14 protein-coding genes are annotated in these 17,384 nt (G+C 69.8%); 7 read left to right on the forward strand and 7 right to left on the reverse strand.

Features of this window, described 5'->3' with window-relative positions; translation table 11 throughout:
- The first annotated feature begins 209 nt into the window (after positions 1-209).
- From ACFY1L_RS34910 to ACFY1L_RS34925, 4 genes are all read left to right on the forward strand, one after another.
- A complete protein-coding gene (locus ACFY1L_RS34910) occupies positions 210-1,718 on the forward strand; it encodes a cytochrome ubiquinol oxidase subunit I (RefSeq protein WP_388833172.1) in 1,509 nt (502 codons plus the stop codon).
- Positions 1,719-1,736: 18 nt separating this feature from the next.
- Positions 1,737-2,741: a cytochrome d ubiquinol oxidase subunit II gene (gene cydB / locus ACFY1L_RS34915; RefSeq protein ID WP_388833175.1), complete on the forward strand. Its 1,005-nt coding sequence runs from the start codon at positions 1,737-1,739 to the stop codon at positions 2,739-2,741.
- Between the two features lie 71 nt (positions 2,742-2,812).
- Positions 2,813-6,313 (forward strand): thiol reductant ABC exporter subunit CydD, encoded by a 3,501-nt coding sequence (gene cydD, locus ACFY1L_RS34920; protein WP_388833178.1) that lies wholly within the window; start codon positions 2,813-2,815, stop codon positions 6,311-6,313.
- Positions 6,314-6,545: 232 nt separating this feature from the next.
- Positions 6,546-7,604 carry a peptidoglycan DD-metalloendopeptidase family protein gene (locus ACFY1L_RS34925; protein WP_388833181.1) on the forward strand — a complete coding sequence of 353 codons (1,059 nt, stop codon included), beginning with the start codon at positions 6,546-6,548 and terminating at the stop codon, positions 7,602-7,604.
- A 31-nt stretch (positions 7,605-7,635) separates the two neighbouring features.
- Here the strand turns inward: ACFY1L_RS34925 and ACFY1L_RS34930 are convergent, their stop codons facing one another.
- The 7 genes from ACFY1L_RS34930 to ACFY1L_RS34960 all read right to left on the reverse strand — a co-directional run bounded on the left by ACFY1L_RS34930 (position 7,636) and on the right by ACFY1L_RS34960 (position 14,375).
- Complete coding sequence (locus tag ACFY1L_RS34930; RefSeq protein ID WP_388833184.1) at positions 7,636-8,523, reverse strand: HAD hydrolase family protein; 888 nt, start codon at positions 8,521-8,523, stop codon at positions 7,636-7,638.
- A gap of 76 nt (positions 8,524-8,599) precedes the next feature.
- Positions 8,600-9,502: an LLM class flavin-dependent oxidoreductase gene (locus tag ACFY1L_RS34935; protein WP_388833187.1), complete on the reverse strand. Its 903-nt coding sequence runs from the start codon at positions 9,500-9,502 to the stop codon at positions 8,600-8,602.
- A 52-nt stretch (positions 9,503-9,554) separates the two neighbouring features.
- A complete protein-coding gene (locus ACFY1L_RS34940; RefSeq protein ID WP_388833190.1) occupies positions 9,555-10,013 on the reverse strand; it encodes a hypothetical protein in 459 nt (152 codons plus the stop codon).
- A gap of 7 nt (positions 10,014-10,020) precedes the next feature.
- Positions 10,021-10,569: an RNA 2'-phosphotransferase gene (locus ACFY1L_RS34945; RefSeq protein ID WP_388833193.1), complete on the reverse strand. Its 549-nt coding sequence runs from the start codon at positions 10,567-10,569 to the stop codon at positions 10,021-10,023.
- A gap of 122 nt (positions 10,570-10,691) precedes the next feature.
- The gene (locus ACFY1L_RS34950) at positions 10,692-11,630 is read right to left on the reverse strand and encodes a MerR family transcriptional regulator (protein WP_388833635.1); all 939 of its coding nucleotides are present in this window, start codon (positions 11,628-11,630) and stop codon (positions 10,692-10,694) included.
- 130 nt (positions 11,631-11,760) lie between these two features.
- On the reverse strand, positions 11,761-13,536 hold the full coding sequence (locus ACFY1L_RS34955; protein ID WP_388833196.1) for an SDR family oxidoreductase: 1,776 nt from the start codon (positions 13,534-13,536) through the stop codon (positions 11,761-11,763).
- Positions 13,533-14,375: a M24 family metallopeptidase gene (locus ACFY1L_RS34960; RefSeq protein ID WP_388833199.1), complete on the reverse strand. Its 843-nt coding sequence runs from the start codon at positions 14,373-14,375 to the stop codon at positions 13,533-13,535. The genes ACFY1L_RS34955 and ACFY1L_RS34960 overlap by 4 nt, the downstream gene beginning before the upstream one ends.
- Before the next feature lie 236 nt (positions 14,376-14,611).
- Here ACFY1L_RS34960 and ACFY1L_RS34965 point away from each other — a divergent pair, with 236 nt between their 5' ends.
- The 3 genes from ACFY1L_RS34965 to ACFY1L_RS34975 are packed head-to-tail and all read left to right on the forward strand — an operon-like array spanning position 14,612 to position 17,383.
- Positions 14,612-15,577: an ABC transporter ATP-binding protein gene (locus ACFY1L_RS34965; RefSeq protein WP_388833638.1), complete on the forward strand. Its 966-nt coding sequence runs from the start codon at positions 14,612-14,614 to the stop codon at positions 15,575-15,577.
- Positions 15,567-16,475, forward strand: a complete 909-nt coding sequence (locus tag ACFY1L_RS34970) for an ABC transporter permease (RefSeq protein ID WP_388833201.1) — start codon at positions 15,567-15,569, stop codon at positions 16,473-16,475. The genes ACFY1L_RS34965 and ACFY1L_RS34970 overlap by 11 nt, the downstream gene beginning before the upstream one ends.
- Positions 16,472-17,383, forward strand: a complete 912-nt coding sequence (locus ACFY1L_RS34975) for an ABC transporter ATP-binding protein (protein ID WP_388833204.1) — start codon at positions 16,472-16,474, stop codon at positions 17,381-17,383. The genes ACFY1L_RS34970 and ACFY1L_RS34975 overlap by 4 nt, the downstream gene beginning before the upstream one ends.
- Position 17,384 lies beyond the last annotated feature (1 nt).

Raw genomic sequence — 17,384 nt, forward strand, 5'->3', positions numbered from 1 at the left:
GTTGAAGTCGATGCCAAGAGGGTGCCGAACGGCCCAGGCGAAGCACCCTTGAGGCCTATGTGGGACCCCCCTTCGAGCTTCGATAATCGGTGCGTCATAATTTTCTTGTGAATGTGAACGCGTTCACAAGCGTGTCCCGGTTGCTCCAATGATGTGTGTGACAAAAGGGGCAAACTGCCGCTACCACGGCGACGTAAGGAGACTGCGACGTGGAATTGGCTCTGGCGCCGGAGACACTGGCGCGATGGCAGTTCGGCATCACCACCGTCTACCACTTCCTGTTCGTCCCGCTGACGATCTCGCTCGCCGCCCTCACGGCCGGCCTGCAGACCGCCTGGGTGCGCACGGAGAAGGAGAAGTACCTCAGAGCGACCAAGTTCTGGGGCAAGCTCTTCCTGATCAACATCGCGATGGGTGTGGTCACCGGCATCGTGCAGGAGTTCCAGTTCGGTATGAACTGGTCCGACTACTCGCGCTTCGTCGGTGACATCTTCGGTGCCCCGCTCGCCTTCGAGGCCCTGATCGCCTTCTTCTTCGAGTCGACCTTCATCGGTCTGTGGATCTTCGGCTGGGACAAGCTGCCCAAGAAGATCCATCTGGCCTGCATCTGGATGGTCTCGATCGGCACGATCCTGTCGGCGTACTTCATCCTCGCGGCCAACTCGTGGATGCAGCACCCGGTCGGCTACCGGATCAACAAGGCCAAGGGACGTGCCGAACTGACCGACTTCTGGCATGTGTTGACCCAGAACACCGCGCTGGCCCAGGCGTTCCACACGCTCAGCGCGTCCTTCCTGACCGGCGGCGCGTTCATGGTCGGCATCGCGGCCTTCCACCTGTTCCGCAAGAAGCACGTCTCCGTCATGAAGAGCTCGCTGCGGCTGGGTCTGGTCACCGTCGTCATCGCCGGTCTGCTCACCGCGATCAGCGGCGACACCCTCGGCAAGGTCATGTTCAAGCAGCAGCCGATGAAGATGGCCGCCGCCGAGGCGCTGTGGGACGGCCAGAACTCGGCGCCGTTCTCGATCTTCGCTTACGGCGATGTCAGCAAGGGGCACAACACCGTCGAGCTGTCCATCCCAGGGATACTGTCGTTCCTCGCCGACGACAACTTCAACTCGTACGTCCCCGGCATCAACGACACCAACAAGGCCGAGCAGGAGAAGTACGGTCCCGGCGACTACCGGCCCATCATCCCCGTCACCTTCTGGGCGTTCCGCTGGATGATCGGCTTCGGGATGGCGTCCTTCGCCATCGGCATCCTCGGACTCTGGCTGACCCGCAAGAAGTTCATGCTGCCGCAGCATCTGAGGGTGGGTGAGGACGAGGTGCCGCATCTGGTCCTCTTCCGCAACAACGCCCTCAACCCCAAGCTCAGCAAGCTGTACTGGCTCGTGGCGATCTGGACCCTGGGCTTCCCACTGATCGCCAACTCCTGGGGCTGGATCTTCACCGAGATGGGCCGTCAGCCGTGGGTCGTCTACGGCGTCCTGCAGACCCGTCAGGCGGTCTCCCCCGGTGTCTCTCAGGGCGAGGTTCTCACCTCGATGATCACCTTCACTGCGCTGTACGCCATCCTCGCCGTCGTCGAGGTCAAGCTGCTCGTGAAGTACGTCAAGGCCGGACCGCCCGAGCTCACCGAGGCCGACCTCAACCCGCCCACGAAGATCGGCGGCGACGACCGTGACGCCGACAAGCCGATGGCCTTCTCGTACTAGGCCGAGGGAGATCGAGTCATGGAACTTCACGACGTCTGGTTCGTGCTCATCGCCGTCCTGTGGACCGGTTACTTCTTCCTGGAGGGCTTCGACTTCGGGGTGGGCATCCTCACCAAGCTGCTCGCCCGTGACCGGCTGGAGAAGAGGGTCCTGATCAACACCATTGGGCCCGTCTGGGACGGCAACGAGGTATGGCTGCTCACGGCCGGCGGCGCGACTTTCGCCGCCTTCCCCGAGTGGTACGCCACGCTCTTCTCCGGGTTCTACCTGCCGCTGCTGATCATCCTGGTCTGCCTGATCGTGCGCGGTGTCGCCTTCGAGTACCGGGCGAAGCGGCCCGAGGAGAACTGGCAGCGCAACTGGGAGACCGCGATCTTCTGGACCTCGCTGTTCCCGGCGTTCCTGTGGGGCGTGGCGTTCGGCAACATCGTGCGGGGCGTGAAGATCGACCGGAACTTCGAGTACGTCGGCAACTTCTGGGACCTGCTCAACCCGTACGCGCTGCTCGGCGGCCTGGTGACGCTGACGCTGTTCACCTTCCACGGGGCGGTGTTCACGGCGCTCAAGACGGTCGGTGACATCCGGGAGCGGGCGCGGAGGCTGGCGACGGTGGTCGGTCTCGCCACCGCCGTTGTGGCGCTGATCTTCCTGCTGTGGACGCAGGTCGAAAGCGGCGACGGCAAGAGCCTCGTCGCGCTGATCGTGGCTGTGGCCGCGCTGGTCGCCGCCCTGGTGGCGAATCAGGCAGGGCGTGAGGGATGGTCGTTCGCACTGTCCGGGGTCACGATCGTGGCCGCTGTGGCGATGCTCTTCCTGTCGCTCTTCCCGAACGTCATGCCGTCGTCGCTCAATGAGAACTGGAGCCTCACGGTCACCAACGCCTCGTCGAGCCCGTACACCCTGAAGATCATGACCTGGTGCGCGGCGATCGCCACGCCGATCGTCCTGCTCTACCAGGGGTGGACCTACTGGGTGTTCCGCAAGCGGATCGGCACGCAGCACATCGCCGAAGCCGCTCACTGAGTCCGGGCGGGAGGGTGATTCACGGTGATCCACGATGTTTCACGTGAAACACCCTCCCTGGACCGAAGGGCATGTTTCACGTGAAACCAATCGATCCACGACTGCTCCGATACGCCCGAGCCACCCGGCTCTTCCTGATAGCGGTCGTCGGCCTGGGGGCCGTCGGCGCCGGACTGGTCATCGCCCAGGCGATGCTCATCGCCGAAGTGGTCGTGGGTGCCTTCCAGCACGGGCTGTCCGTCGCTGAACTCGGCACTCCCCTGCTGCTGTTGACGGCGGTCGCCTGCGGCCGCGCGCTGGTCTCCTGGCTCACTGAACTCGCCGCTCACCGGGCGAGCGCGGCGGTGAAGTCGGAGCTGCGGGGGCGGTTGCTGGAGCGTGCGGTCGAGCTGGGTCCCGGATGGCTGAGCGGGCAGCGGACCGGATCGCTCGTGGCCCTCGCCACCCGTGGTGTCGACGCCCTCGACGACTACTTCTCGCGCTATCTGCCGCAGTTGGGGCTGGCGGTGGTCGTGCCGGTGGCGGTGCTGGCCCGGATCGTCACCGAGGACTGGGTCTCCGCGGCGATCATTGTGGGGACCCTGCCGCTCATCCCCGTCTTCATGATTCTGATCGGCTGGGCAACGCAGTCCCGGATGGACCGTCAGTGGCGGCTGCTGTCCCGTCTGTCCGGCCATTTCCTGGACGTGGTCGCGGGACTGCCGACCCTGAAGGTCTTCGGGCGAGCCAAGGCGCAGGCTGAGTCGATCAAGCGCATCACCGGCGAGTACCGGCAGGCGACCATGCGGACGCTGCGGATCGCCTTCATCTCGTCCTTCGCGCTCGAGCTGCTCTCCACGCTCTCGGTGGCGCTGGTCGCCGTGACGATCGGCATGCGGCTGGTCCACGGCGAGATGGATCTGTACAACGGGCTCGTCATCCTGGTCCTCGCGCCCGAGGCGTATCTGCCGTTGCGTCAGGTCGGAGCGCAGTATCACGCGGCGGCGGAGGGGCTGGCGGCCGCCGAGGAGATCTTCGCCGTCCTTGAGACGCCCGTGCCGGCGTCGGGTACGGCGGCTGCACCGACGGGGCGCATCGCCTTCGACGGGGTGACGGTCCGGTATCCCGGGCAGTCCGAGGAGGCCGTGGCGGATGTGTCCTTCGCCGTCGAGCCCGGGGAGACCGTCGCGCTGGTCGGGCCGAGCGGTGCGGGCAAGTCGACGCTGCTGAATGTGCTGTTGGGGTTCGTGCCGCCGATCGCGGGGCGGGTGCGAGTCGGCGGAGCCGATCTCGCGGACGTCGATCGGGAGCAGTGGCGGTCGCGGATCGCCTGGGTGCCGCAGCGGCCGCACCTGTTCGCCGGGACGATCGCCGAGAACGTACGGCTCGCGCGTCCCGACGCCGACGACGCCGCCGTACGGAGAGCGCTCGGGGATGCCGGGGCGTTGGAGTTCGTGGACGCGCTGCCCGACGGGGCCGGCACAGTGCTCGGTGAGGACGGTGCCGGACTGTCGGCCGGGCAGCGGCAGCGGCTCGCGCTGGCCCGGGCGTTCCTCGCGGACCGGCCGGTCCTGCTCCTCGACGAGCCGACGGCCGCGCTGGACGGGGCCACCGAGGCCGAGGTCGTGCAGGCCGTGCGGCGGCTGGCGGTGGGGCGGACGGTGCTGTTGGTGGTGCACCGGCCGGCGCTGCTGGGAGTGGCGGACCGGGTGGTGCGACTGGAGGAGCCGACGACTCCCGCTACTGCCGTGAGCAGGACGCCCGCGGTGCATCCGGCCGCACAGGAGGCGCTCGGAGTCGCCGCTCCGCGCGAGTCCGCAACCACCGAGCCGGCGGAGAGCGGCGGCAGTGTCCTCGCCCGCGTCCGTGCCATGTCCGGGCCCCGCCGCAGCCGTCTCGCCCTTGCTCTGCTGCTCGGCAGTCTCGCGCTCGGCAGTGCCGTCGGGCTCATGGCCACCTCCGGGTGGCTCATCTCGCGGGCCTCGCAGCAGCCGCCCGTGCTGTATCTGATGGTGGCCGTGACGGCGACGCGGGCCTTCGGGATCGGGCGGGCCGTCTTCCGGTACGCCGAGCGTCTCGTCTCGCACGATGCCGTGCTGCGGATGCTCGCCGACACCAGGGTCGCCGTCTACCGGCGACTTGAGCGGCTGGCGCCCGCCGGACTGCGCCGTACGCGCCGGGGTGACCTGCTCTCGCGGCTCGTCGCCGACGTGGACGCCCTGCAGGACTACTGGCTGCGCTGGCTGCTGCCCGCCGGTGCCGCCGCGATCGTGTCCGCGGCATCCGTCGCCTTCACGGCGTGGCTGCTGCCCGAGGCGGGCGCCGCCCTCGCGGTCGGCCTGGTGGCCGCCGGTGTCGGTGTCCCCCTGGTCACCAGCGCCGTGGCCCGGCTCGCGGAGCACAGGCTGGCCCCCGCCCGAGGAGCGCTGGCGACGCGCGTAACCGACCTGCTCACCGGCACCGCGGAGTTGACCGTCGCCGGCGCCCTGCCCGCCCGTACCGCCGAGGCACGGCGCGCTGACGGCACGCTCACCCGGATCGCCTCGCGGGCCGCCACCGCCACCGCGCTCGGCGACGGGCTCACCGCGCTGATCTCGGGCCTGACGGTCGCTGCCACGGCACTCGTGGGCGCGCAGGCGGTCGCCGACGGTCGGTTGGGCGGCGTGACGATGGCCGTCGTGGTCCTCACCCCGCTGGCCGCCTTCGAGGCCGTCCTCGGGCTGCCGCTCGCCGTGCAGTACCGGCAGCGGGTGCGCAGGAGCGCGGAGCGCGTGTACGAGGTCCTGGACGCGCCCGAGCCGGTGCGGGAGCCGGAGCGGCCGCGGCAGGCGCCCGCCTCCCCCTTCCCGGTCCTCCTCAAGGGCCTGACCGCTCGGCATGCGGGGCAGGAGCGGGACGCGCTCGCCGGCCTCGACCTGACGCTCGACCAGGGGCGCAGGATCGCCGTGGTCGGGCCGTCCGGGTCCGGCAAGACGACCCTCGCACAGGTGCTGCTCCGCTTCCTGGACGTGGACGCGGGCTCGTACACACTCGCCGGTGTGGACGCGTACGCGCTCGACGGCGACGACGTACGACGACTCGTGGGGATGTGTGCGCAGGACGCGCACCTCTTCGACAGCTCGGTGCGGGAGAACCTCCTGCTGGCGAAGAAGGACGCCACCGAGGACGAGTTGCGCGACGCGCTGAAGCGGGCCCGGCTGCTGGACTGGGCGGACAGCCTGCCCGACGGACTCGACACGCTGGTCGGCGAGCACGGGGCCCGGCTGTCCGGCGGGCAGCGGCAGCGACTCGCGCTGGCCCGCGCGCTGCTCGCCGACTTCCCCGTCCTCGTGCTCGACGAGCCCGCCGAACACCTCGACCTACCCACGGCCGACGCGCTCACCGCCGACCTGCTGGCAGCCACCGCGGGCCGTACGACACTGCTCATCACCCACCGGCTGGCCGGGCTGGAGGCGGTGGACGAGGTCGTCGTACTGGACGAGGGGCGGGTCGTGCAGCGCGGGACCTATGCGGAACTGGCCGCCGTGCCCGGGCCGCTGTGGGGCATGGTGGAACGGGAAGCGGAGGCGGAGTCGCTGGTGGGGGCGGGGTAGCGGCAGCATGCGTCGGCGGATTGCGAGGCCCCGATTAGCCCGCCACGGGTATTTCGGGCGGCGCGCCGAATCCCTCGGCGGCGACAGCCGGCACGGACCGGGCATCGGGGCAGGCGGCGGTGGCACGAAGGTGGTGTGGCAGGCGCCGTACTGAGCCATCCGTGGCAACGGGTCCCCCAGCCGAATGACCTGAACAGGACTCTGGCAGCAGGACCGGGCCAGGATCGCTGACATGCGCTCATCCCGCCGACGTCGGCTGCTTGTTCCGGTGCTGTTGTGCGCGCTCGCCGTGTTCGCCTCCGTGGCGACCGACGCGACGGGCGAGGACGACGGCAGCGGCGCCGGCTCCGGGATCAGTGCCCAGGTCGCGAACCTCTACGAGGACGCGGCCCTGGCGGCGCAGCAGTACGAGGCGGGCCGGCAGGAGGCTGATGTGCAGCGGGCTCGGGCCGAGCGGGCCGAGACGTTGCTGGACCGGCAGCGGCGGGAGATCGCAGTTCTGCACGAGGATCTGGGCCGTATCGCGCGCGCCCAGTACCGCGACGGCGGCGGCCTCCCGGTGGCCGCGCAGCTCGTCCTCGCGGACACTCCGGACGCGCTGATGCGAGGTCAGCACATCTTCTCGCAGGCGAATCTGGCCCTCGCCAACTCCCTCGGAAAGAACCGCCGGGCCGAAGCACGGCTCGCCGCGGACGAGTCGAAAGCCTCGGCGGCATGGCAGGCGCTGGAGCAGCGGAAGAACGAACTCGCCACCTTGAAGGCCACCATCGACCAGAAACTCGAGGAGGCGCGGGGCCGCCTGCAGGGTGAGGCGAACGCCTCGGTCGCGGCCGGCAGTTGCCGCGGCGCGGTCCGGCTCGACCAGCCGCAGACCGCCTTCACGCAGCCGTGGGTCGCGCCCGTGGAGACCTACCAACTGTCCGCCGGCTTCGGCAGCGGCGGCGAACGGTGGGTGAACCGGCACACCGGGCAGGACTTCGCGGTGCCCATCGGGACGCCGGTGCGCGCGGTCGGCGCTGGACGCGTGGTGAGCGTGGCGTGCGGAGGCCCCTTCGGCATCGCGATCGTGATCCAGCACGGGGACGGCTACTGCACGCAGTACGCCCATCTCGCCGCCGTCACCGTCGACGAGGGAGAACAGGTGCGTACCGGGCAGTGGATCGGCCAGTCGGGCACCACCGGCAACTCCACCGGTCCACATCTGCACTTCGAGGTGCGGGTCACGCCGGAGGCGGGCTCCGCGGTGGATCCGGTGCCGTGGCTGGCGGCACGAGGTGTTCCCGTCGGATGAGTGTTCCCGTCGGACGACCGAAGGGGGCGGCCTACAGCCGCTCGGCCAGCATCCGCTCGATCACGACCGCCACACCGTCGTCGTTGTTCGCGACCGTCCGGCCCGAGGCCGCGGCGATGACGTCCGGGTGCGCATTGCCCATCGCGTACGACTGACCGGCCCAGGTGAGCATCTCGACGTCGTTCGGCATGTCCCCGAACGCGACGACTTCCTCGTGCGAGATGCCGCGCTCGGCGCAGCACAGGGCCAGCGTGCTGGCCTTGGAGACGCCGGGGCCGCTGATCTCCAGCAGCGCGCTGGGGCTGGAGCGGGTGACGTTGGCACGGTCGCCGATGGCGAGGCGGGCGGTGGTGAGGAAGCCGTCCGGGTCGAGCGAGGGGTGGTAGGCGAGGATCTTGAGCACGGGCTCGGCGGCACCGGGGCCGTCCGGCGCCAGCAGCTCCTCGGCCGGAGCGAGGTTGTCCGGGATCTCCATGTGCAGCTTCGGATACTCCGGCTCCTGGTAGAAGCCGTATGTCTGCTCCACCGCGTAGACCGTCCCCGGCGCCGCGTCGCGCAGCAGCCGTACGGCATCCAGCGCGTTGTCCCGCGCCAGCTCCCGCACCTTCACGAACCGGTGGGCGCCGGGGCCGCCGTGCAGGTCGACCACGGCCGCGCCGTTGCCGCAGATCGCGAGCCCGTGGCCGTGTACGTGGTCGCTGACGACGTCCATCCAGCGGGCCGGGCGGCCGGTGACGAAGAAGACCTCGATGCCCGCCTCCTCGGCGGCGGCGAGGGCGGCGACCGTGCGCGGGGAGACCGACTTGTCGTCCCGCAGCAGGGTGCCGTCGAGATCCGTGGCTATGAGCCGAGGAGGGATGGTGGCGGCCGGGGTCTCGGGCTGTCGAGTCGCTGAGGTCACCGGCCCATTCTCCCGCATATGCCTGCACGGCCGTGCGGGAGTCCGCACATGTGAGTGGCTGCCGTCCTCATCTGCATGGTTGTGTCCCGTCGGCTCAGTCGAGCTGAACCTGGGCCTCCATGGCGATCTGCTCGAAGACCTTCACGTCGGCGGCGAAGGGCGAGTCGGGGATCGGCCAGTGGACGACGATCTCGGTGAAGCCCAGTTCGCGGTGCCGGCCCGCGAAGTCCACGAACGCGTCGAGCGACTCCAGCGGGCGGCCGCGGTCCGGCGTGAAACCGGTGAGCAGGATCTTGTCCATCGCGGCCGCGTCCCGGCCGATCCCGGCGCAGGCGTCGGCCAGCTTCTCGGCCTGCCCACGAATGGCTTGAATCGACTGTTCAGGAGTGCCGTTCTCGTACAGCTTCGGGTCGCCGGTGGTCACCCACGCCTGCCCGTGCCGTGCCGCGAGCCGCAGCCCGCGCGGACCGGTCGCGGCGATGGCGAAAGGCAGACGGGGCCGCTGCACACAGCCGGGAATATTGCGTGCCTCATGCGCTGAGTAGAAATCGCCCTCGTACGACACCGAGTCCTCGGTCAGCAGCCGGTCGAGCAACGGGACGAACTCGGCGAGCCGGTCGGCGCGCTCGCGCGGCGTCCACGGCTCCTGGCCGAGCGCGGTGGCGTCAAAGCCGGTGCCGCCCGCGCCGATACCGAGCGTGACCCGGCCGCCGGAGATGTCGTCGAGGGAGATCAGCTCCTTGGCCAGCGTCACCGGATGCCGGAAGTTCGGCGAGGTCACCAGCGTGCCCAGGCGCAGATGGTCGGTGACAGCAGCGGCCGCGCTCAGCGTCGGCACGGCACCGAACCACGGGCCGTCCCGGAAGCTGCGCCAGGACAGGTGGTCATATGTGTACGCGGTGTGGAAACCGAGCTGCTCCGCGCGCTGCCATGCCTCACGCGCCCCCTCGTGCCATCGGCGGTACGGGAGGATCACGGTGCTCAGACGCAGACTCATGCCCTCGAGCGTAAGCGGCCGAATGGGTTTCACGTGAAACAGTCACCGACGGTCATCGCACGCGACCGCTGAGCCACGGAGTGAGGCTCAGCATCGGCATGTACTCCCGGTGCGTACGGTCCTCGGGCAGCGGCACGATCAGGAAGCGCCCGGGCGGGAAGCGGCGTACCTTCACGAAGGCGCGGTCGTCGAAGACGGAGCGGACGAAGGCGGGCACGTCGTCACGTGCGATGTCGGGGCATTCGACGCCCTCGACGGTGATCAGCGCGTCGTCGTCGGGGTAGAGGCGGACGCTCACCCGGGGCAGGCCGCCGAACTCGACGTAGGCCTCGTGCGGGAGGGAGCCGTCCGGGTCGGCGGTGACGCCGACGCCCGCGGCGCTGCGGCGGGAGGTCCGGTCGGCGCCGATGTCGTGGGTGACCTCGATCTCACGCACGTACTCCGCGGCGATGGCGCGCAGGGAGGTGACGGCGGCCTCGGTGGTGGGCAAGTGGTCCATACCACTGATCATGCCGGAGTCAGTGCGGCTCGGGAAACCGTAGGTACTGCGGCGGTACGGCCTGCGTCAGCCACACCCCGTTCGCGCTGACGTGGAAGATGTGGCCGTCGCGGTGCATGGCGCCCGCGTCCACGGAGAGCACGACCGGACGGCCCCGGCGGGCACCGACACGGGTCGCGGTCTCACGATCGGGCGAGAGGTGCACGTCGTGCCGGTTCATGGGGCGCAGCCCCTCGGCCCGGATCGCGTCCAGGTTCCGGGCCACGGTCCCGTGGTAGAGGTACGGCGGCGGGGGTGCCGGGGGCAGTCCGAGCTCGACGTCGATGCTGTGTCCCTGGCTGGCGCGGATCCGGGTGCCTTCGATCGCGAAACGCTTCTTGTCGTTGGCGGCGACCACGTGGTCCAGCTCGTCCCGGGTGATGCGGAAGTTGTGCGCTGCGGCCGCGGCGAGCAGTTCGTCGATCTCGACCCAGCCGGCCTCGTCGAGCGTCAGCCCGATCCGCTCGGGCTGGTGGCGCAAATGCTTGGAGAGGTACTTCGACACCTTCACGGTGCGTCTTTCGTCCATCCGATCAGCATGACGCGAGAGACGGGGATCACGCATTTTGTTTTGGTGCGGAGGTTTGATCCACAACCAACTGTAGTTATCCACAGGCTAGTTGGCGGTTCTGTGGACAACTCCCCGACATGTCAGCCCCGTTCGTCAAGGTCGACTGGGGGCACCTCCCTTGACGTGAGCGCGTCCAACGCCCTTGCCCGCACCTCCCGTTCAGCCGCCAGCGCGATGAACTCCGCCGCTTGCTCCGGCCCAACCAGCCGCTCCACTTCCCGAATTGTCTCTTCGGGCACGGACACGGAGCGTGACCTCGGGCGGGTCTGCGAGGCGTCCCCGGTGCCGAGGTGCTGCCTCAGCTGCCGGACCGCCAACAGCCGCATGGCCCGCGCCAGTTCGGCATCCACCGTTTTCTGCGCGAGCGGTCGCAGCCGGCGTACGAGTGCGGCCGCTTCGGTCGCTTCCGCGTCGCTCGGACGGTGCGGTCCCTCCAGGTAGCGGGCGAAGACGTGCTCGGTGGTGAACTCCAGGAAACGCGCCGCGATGTGCTCGACCTGACCCCTCAACTCCCGCAGATGGCCGGAGATCGCGGACAGCGGGACGCCCGCGGCGTGCAACTCGACGGCCACGGCGAGCTCTTGGGGGCTCGGCACGAGGAAGGAGTCCGCGTCGCCGGGCACCGGCTCGAGCACGCCGAGTTCGACGGCATCGGTGACTGCCGCGTCATCGGGGGAGCCGCCGAAGCGCTCGTCCAGCTCGGCCCGGGAGATCCGTACCGCCTCCTCGTCGGACCAGGGGCCGTCGACCTCGACGACCAGCCCGAGCACCCCGCCGAGGCCACGGCCCGCGTCCCACGCCTCCAGGAGCTCCTTGATGGAGGCCAGGGTGTAGCCGCGGTCGAGAAGGTCGGCGATCCGGCGCAGGCGGTCGAGGTGGGCGTCGGAGTAGAGGTTGGCGCGGCCGCGCCGCTCGGGGCGGGGGAGGAGGCCGCGGTCCTGGTAGGCGCGGATGGTGCGGACCGTGGCGCCGCTGAGGTGGGCGAGGTCCTCTATCCGGTAGGCGGCCGCCTCGCTCACGCGGCTGTCCCCGCGGCCGGTGAGCTGCGTCGCGGGGAGTCCGCCGTCAGCCTGCGCCACCGGAAGCGGCGGACCGCGCCACGGCCGCCGCGGTGCTCCCGTCGGCGCACGACGGCGGCCCCTCGCGCGTTCACAGCGGTGGCTCCAGCCGTGCGATCGCCCGCAGCGCGCGCGGGGTGAAGCGGGACATGAGGTGGGCGCCGCGGGCCTCCGGAGTGACCGGTACGACGGCCCCGTTGCGCACGACTGCCCGCAGGATCGCGTCGGCCACCTTCTCCGGCGGGTAGTTCCTGAGGCCGTACAGCCGCGCCGACTTCTTCTGGCGCCGTTTCTCCTCGTCGGCGTCGACCCCGGCGAAGCGGGCGGTCGAGGTGATGTTGGTGTTGACGAAGCCGGGGCATATCGCGCTCACGCCTATCCCCTGCCCGGCCAGCTCCGCACGCAGGCACTCGCTGAGCATCAGGACGGCCGCCTTGGAGGTGCTGTAGGCGGGCAGCGCCTTGGAGGGCTGATAGGCCGCCGCGGACGCGGTGTTGACGATGTGGCCGCCCTGTCCCCGTTCGGCCATCTGCTTGCCGAAGAGTCGGCAGCCGTGGATGACGCCCCACAGGTTGACGTCGAGGACCTTCTTCCAGTCCTCCGGGCTGGTGTCGAAGAAGGAGCCGGACAGGCCGATGCCGGCGTTGTTCACAAGGACGTCCACCACGCCGTACTCGGCGGAGACCTTGTCGGCGAGCTTCTCCATGGCCTGCTCGTCGGAGACGTCGGCGGTCTCCGCCCAGGCCTTGGGGGCGCCGAGCAGGCGGGACAGTTCGGCGGTGCGGGCGGCGGCCTCGGCATCCCGGTCGACGGCCACCACGCGCGCGCCGGCCTCCGCGAAGGCGAACGCGGTGGCCCTCCCGATGCCGCTGCCCGCGCCGGTGACCAGGACGAGCTGCCCGCCGAAGCGGTCGGCGTACTTGCCGGTGGCCCTCACCTCGCTCTTCCCTCCCTCGACGGATGTCACGAACTCGGTGATCCAGGCGGCCAGTTGGTCGGGCCGGGTGCGCGGTATCCAGTGCTTGGCCGGGAGCGTGCGACGGGTCAACTGCGGAACCCAGGACTCCAGTTCGTCGTAGAGCCTCTCCGAAAGGAACGCGTCTCCCAGGGGCGTGATGAGCTGCACGGGCGCGTGTGCGTACGCGTCGGGGCGCGGTCGGCGCAGACGTGCACGTACGTTGTCCCGGTACAGCCACGCCCCGTTCGCCGCGTCCCGGGGCAGTGAGGCGGTCGGGTAGCCGCCGCCGGGGATCTTCTCGAGGCGCTGCAGGATGCGCGGCCAGCGCTTGCCCAGGGGGCCGCGCCAGGCCAGTTCGGGCAGCACGGGCGTGTGCAGCGCGTACACGTACCAGGACTTGGCGCCCTGGCCGAGGAGTTGGCCGACGCGGCGCGGGGTGGGCTTCTTCAGGCGCTCGTTGATCCAGTGGCCGAAGTGGTCGAGGGACGGCCCGGACATCGACGTGAAGGAGGCGATGCGCCCCTCGGTGCGTTGGACGGTGACGAACTCCCAGGACTGCACCGAGCCCCAGTCGTGTCCGACGACGTGCACGGGCCGGTCCGGGCTGACCGCGTCGATCACCGCCAGGAAGTCGTCCGTCAGCTTCTCCAGGGTGAAGCCGCCGCGCAGGGGCTGCGGCGCCGTCGACCTGCCGTGCCCCCGGACGTCGTACGACACGACATGGAAGCGGGGGGCCAGCCGCGACGCGACCTCGGACCAGACCTCCTTGCTGTCCGGATACCCGTGCACCAGCACCACCGTCGGCTGCCCGGGGTCGCCCAGTTCGGCGACGCACAGCTCGATGCCGCCGGTCCGCACCCGGCGCTCCCGCGCGCCCGTCAACCCGCCGTCCTCCCGCGCCACCGTCACTTGTCCTCCGCCCAGCGCCGCACGTGCGGCAGATCGTCGTCCAGCCAGAAGGCGCTCTCCCCGGGGTCCTTGGAGTCGGTGACGACCAGGATCTCCTCGAACTTCGCGCCGGTGCCCCGGAAGCCGAGGTGGGGTTCGACCGCCCACAGGCCCGGCTGCGGCGGATGGTCGGAGAAGCGGTAGGGCGACCACAGCGGGGACCAGCCGTCGCGGTGGCCGTGGAGAGCGTCGCTCGCTAGCCCCTTCAGGGACTGGGCGCCGAATCCGAACAGGTGGGGTGACCAGCGGCGTTGCCTGACCCGGTCGACCTTGTGGGCGATCACGCCGAAGGGGTAGGCGCGGTGCCGGTTGGCGTAGCCCTGGCGGACCATGAGGCGGTCGACGTCCTCGTAGATCGTGCGCAGCGGGCGCCGCTCGCGGACCTCGCGCAGGATCAGCTCGCGGTGTGCCTCCAGGTCGGCCATGAGCTTGTCCTGCACGGGGTTGATCCCCAAGGAGCCCGAGTAGCCGATGTCCGCCGTGCAGCCCTCGTACACAGGGGCCATGTCGAGGATGAAGGGCATCCCGGGCTCGAGTCGCCGGTTCGTCGGGAAGAACTGGAGCGGGATGCGGAAGTTCACGAACGCCGTGCGGTCACCGAACCAGGCGAAGGGCAGATGGAACCAGTCCCGCACGCCCCGCTCGCGCAGCCAGGCGCGCTGCATTCCGGCGGCCTCGCGCTCGGTCACGCCCGGCTGCAGCTGGGCGGCGACCGCCTCCGCGCACTCGTAGGCGAGGCGTTGCACCTGCCTGAACCCCCGCAGCCGCGCGGAGAGTTCACCTGCCACTGCCGTCGTCATGCCACCGCCCCACCCTCGTCCACCTCGACTGCGGTACGTGCCCGTAACTTGACACTGGTGAATGTGACAGTTGTTAGAGGCTGCGTCAATAGGCGGGGTCCGGGCTGTGGATAACTCTGCGTAGCTCTCAGGTAGGGGTTTCCCCTACGGACCCGTACATCTGGAGTCTGAGGCCAAGACAGCTCTGCGGTCTGACGACTGGCGTGGTCCAGGTCACTACCTTCGAAGACGTGACTGTGATCGCGACCGAAAGCCTGAGCAAGCGGTTCCCCAGGGTGACCGCGCTTGACCGGCTCTCCGTGGACGTCGGGCCCGGTGTGACCGGACTCGTCGGAGCCAATGGAGCCGGCAAGTCCACACTGATCAAGATCCTGCTGGGTCTGTCCCCCGCCTCCGAGGGCCGCGCCGAAGTGCTCGGACTCGATGTCGCCACCAAGGGCGCCGACATCCGTGAGCGGGTCGGGTACATGCCGGAGCACGACTGCCTGCCGCCGGACGTCTCGGCGACCGAGTTCGTCGTCCACATGGCGCGCATGTCCGGCCTGCCGCCCACGGCCGCCCGCGAGCGCACCGCGGACACCCTGCGCCACGTCGGTCTGTACGAGGAGCGCTACCGCCCCATCGGCGGCTACTCGACCGGCATGAAGCAGCGCGTGAAGCTGGCCCAGGCCCTGGTCCACGACCCGCAGCTGGTCTTCCTGGACGAGCCGACCAACGGCCTCGACCCGGTCGGCCGCGACGAGATGCTCGGCCTGATCCGCCGTATCCACACGGACTTCGGCATCTCGGTCCTGGTCACCTCGCACCTGCTGGGCGAGCTCGAGCGCACCTGCGACCACGTCGTCGTCATCGACGGCGGCAAGCTCCTGCGCTCCAGCTCCACCACGGACTTCACGCAGACCACGACCACCCTCGCGATCGAGGTCACCGACACCGACGAGCACCCGGACGGCACGCGCGCGGTGCGCGAGGCGCTCGACGCGCGCGGGGTGGAGGTTCTCGACGGCAGCAACGGCCTGCCGGGCGCCGGACACATCCTGCTGCTCACCGCACAGGGCGAGGACACCTACGACCTCGTGCGCGACGTCGTCGCCGACCTGGGTCTCGGCCTGGTCCGCATGGAGCAGCGCAGGCACCACATCTCCGAGGTCTTCAAGGACAGCGACGAGCAGCGGAAGGAGGCCGTCGGCCATGGCAGTTGAGCACCCGGTCACCGCCCCCTCGGGCGACCAGACCCGCATCCACAACATCGGCTACCGCAACTACGACGGCCCCCGCCTGGGCCGCTCCTACGCCACCCGCTCCCTCTACTCGCAGTCCCTGCGCGGCTCCTACGGCCTCGGACGCTCCATCAAGTCCAAGGTGCTGCCGATGCTGCTGTTCGTGGTGATGTGCGTGCCCGCGGCCATCATGGTCGCCGTCGCGGTCGCCACGAAGGCCAAGGACCTGCCGGTCGACTACACGCGCTACGCGATCATCATGCAGGCCGTCATCAGCCTGTACGTCGCCTCGCAGGCGCCCCAGTCCGTCTCGCGCGACCTGCGCTTCAAGACCGTGCCGCTGTACTTCTCGCGGCCCATCGAGACCGCCGACTATGTACGCGCGAAGTACGCGGCGCTGGCCTCCGCGATGTTCATCCTGACCGCGGCCCCGCTGCTCGTGCTCTATGCGGGCGCGCTGCTGGCCAAGCTCGACTTCGCCGACCAGACCAAGGGATTCGCGCAGGGACTCGTGTCCGTGGCACTGCTCTCACTGCTCTTCGCCGGCATCGGCCTGGTCATCGCCTCGGTGACCCCGCGCCGCGGCTTCGGCATCGCGGCCGTCATCGCCGTCCTGACCATCTCCTACGGTGCCGTCTCCACCCTCCAGGCCATCGCCGAGAACCAGAACAGCACGAGCGCCATCCCCTGGATCGGCCTCTTCTCGCCCGTGACGCTCATCGACGGAGTCCAGTCCGCCTTCCTCGGCGCGAGCTCGGCGTTCCCCGGAGCGGTCGGCCCGAGCAACAGCGAGGGCGCGGTCTACGTCTTGGTCGTCCTGGGCCTGATCGCCGCCTGCTACGGCCTCCTGCTGCGCCGCTACAAGAAGGTGGGACTGTGACCACGCTCAGCATCGACCACGTCTCCCGCTGGTTCGGCAACGTGGTCGCCGTCAACGACGTCACCATGACGATCGGCCCCGGCGTCACGGGCCTGCTCGGCCCGAACGGCGCCGGAAAGTCCACCCTCATCAACATGATGGGCGGCTTCCTCGCCCCCTCCACCGGCACCGTCACCCTCGACGGCCAGCAGGTATGGCGCAACGAGTCGATCTACAAGCACATCGGCATCGTCCCCGAGCGCGAGGCGATGTACGACTTCCTCACCGGGCGCGAATTCGTCGTCGCCAACGCCGAGTTGCACGGCCTGGGCGCCAAGGCCGCCGGGCGGGCCCTGGCCACGGTCGAGATGGAGTACGCGCAGGACCGCAAGATCTCGACGTACTCCAAGGGCATGCGCCAGCGCGTGAAGATGGCGTCCGCGCTGGTCCACGACCCGTCGCTGCTCCTGCTGGACGAGCCCTTCAACGGCATGGACCCGCGCCAGCGCATGCAGCTCATGGAGCTGCTGCGGCGCATGGGCGACGAGGGCCGCACGGTGCTCTTCTCGTCGCACATCCTCGAAGAGGTCGAGCAACTCGCCTGGCACATCGAGGTCGTCGTCGCCGGACGGCACGCGGCCAGCGGTGACTTCCGCAAGATCCGCCGCCTGATGACCGACCGCCCGCACCGCTACCTGGTGCGCTCCAGCGACGACCGCGCCCTCGCGGCCGCGCTGATCGCCGACGCGTCGACGTCGGGCATCGAAGTCGACCTCGCCGAGGGCGCGTTGCGCATCCAGGCCGTCGACTTCGGCCGCTTCACCGCGCTGCTGCCCCGGGTCGCCCGCGACCACGGCATCCGGCTGCTGACGGTCTCGCCGTCCGACGAGTCCCTCGAGTCCGTGTTCTCGTATCTGGTCGCGGCGTAGG

This window comes from Streptomyces sp. NPDC001663 (assembly GCF_042893105.1).
Lineage (GTDB): Bacteria > Actinomycetota > Actinomycetes > Streptomycetales > Streptomycetaceae > Streptomyces.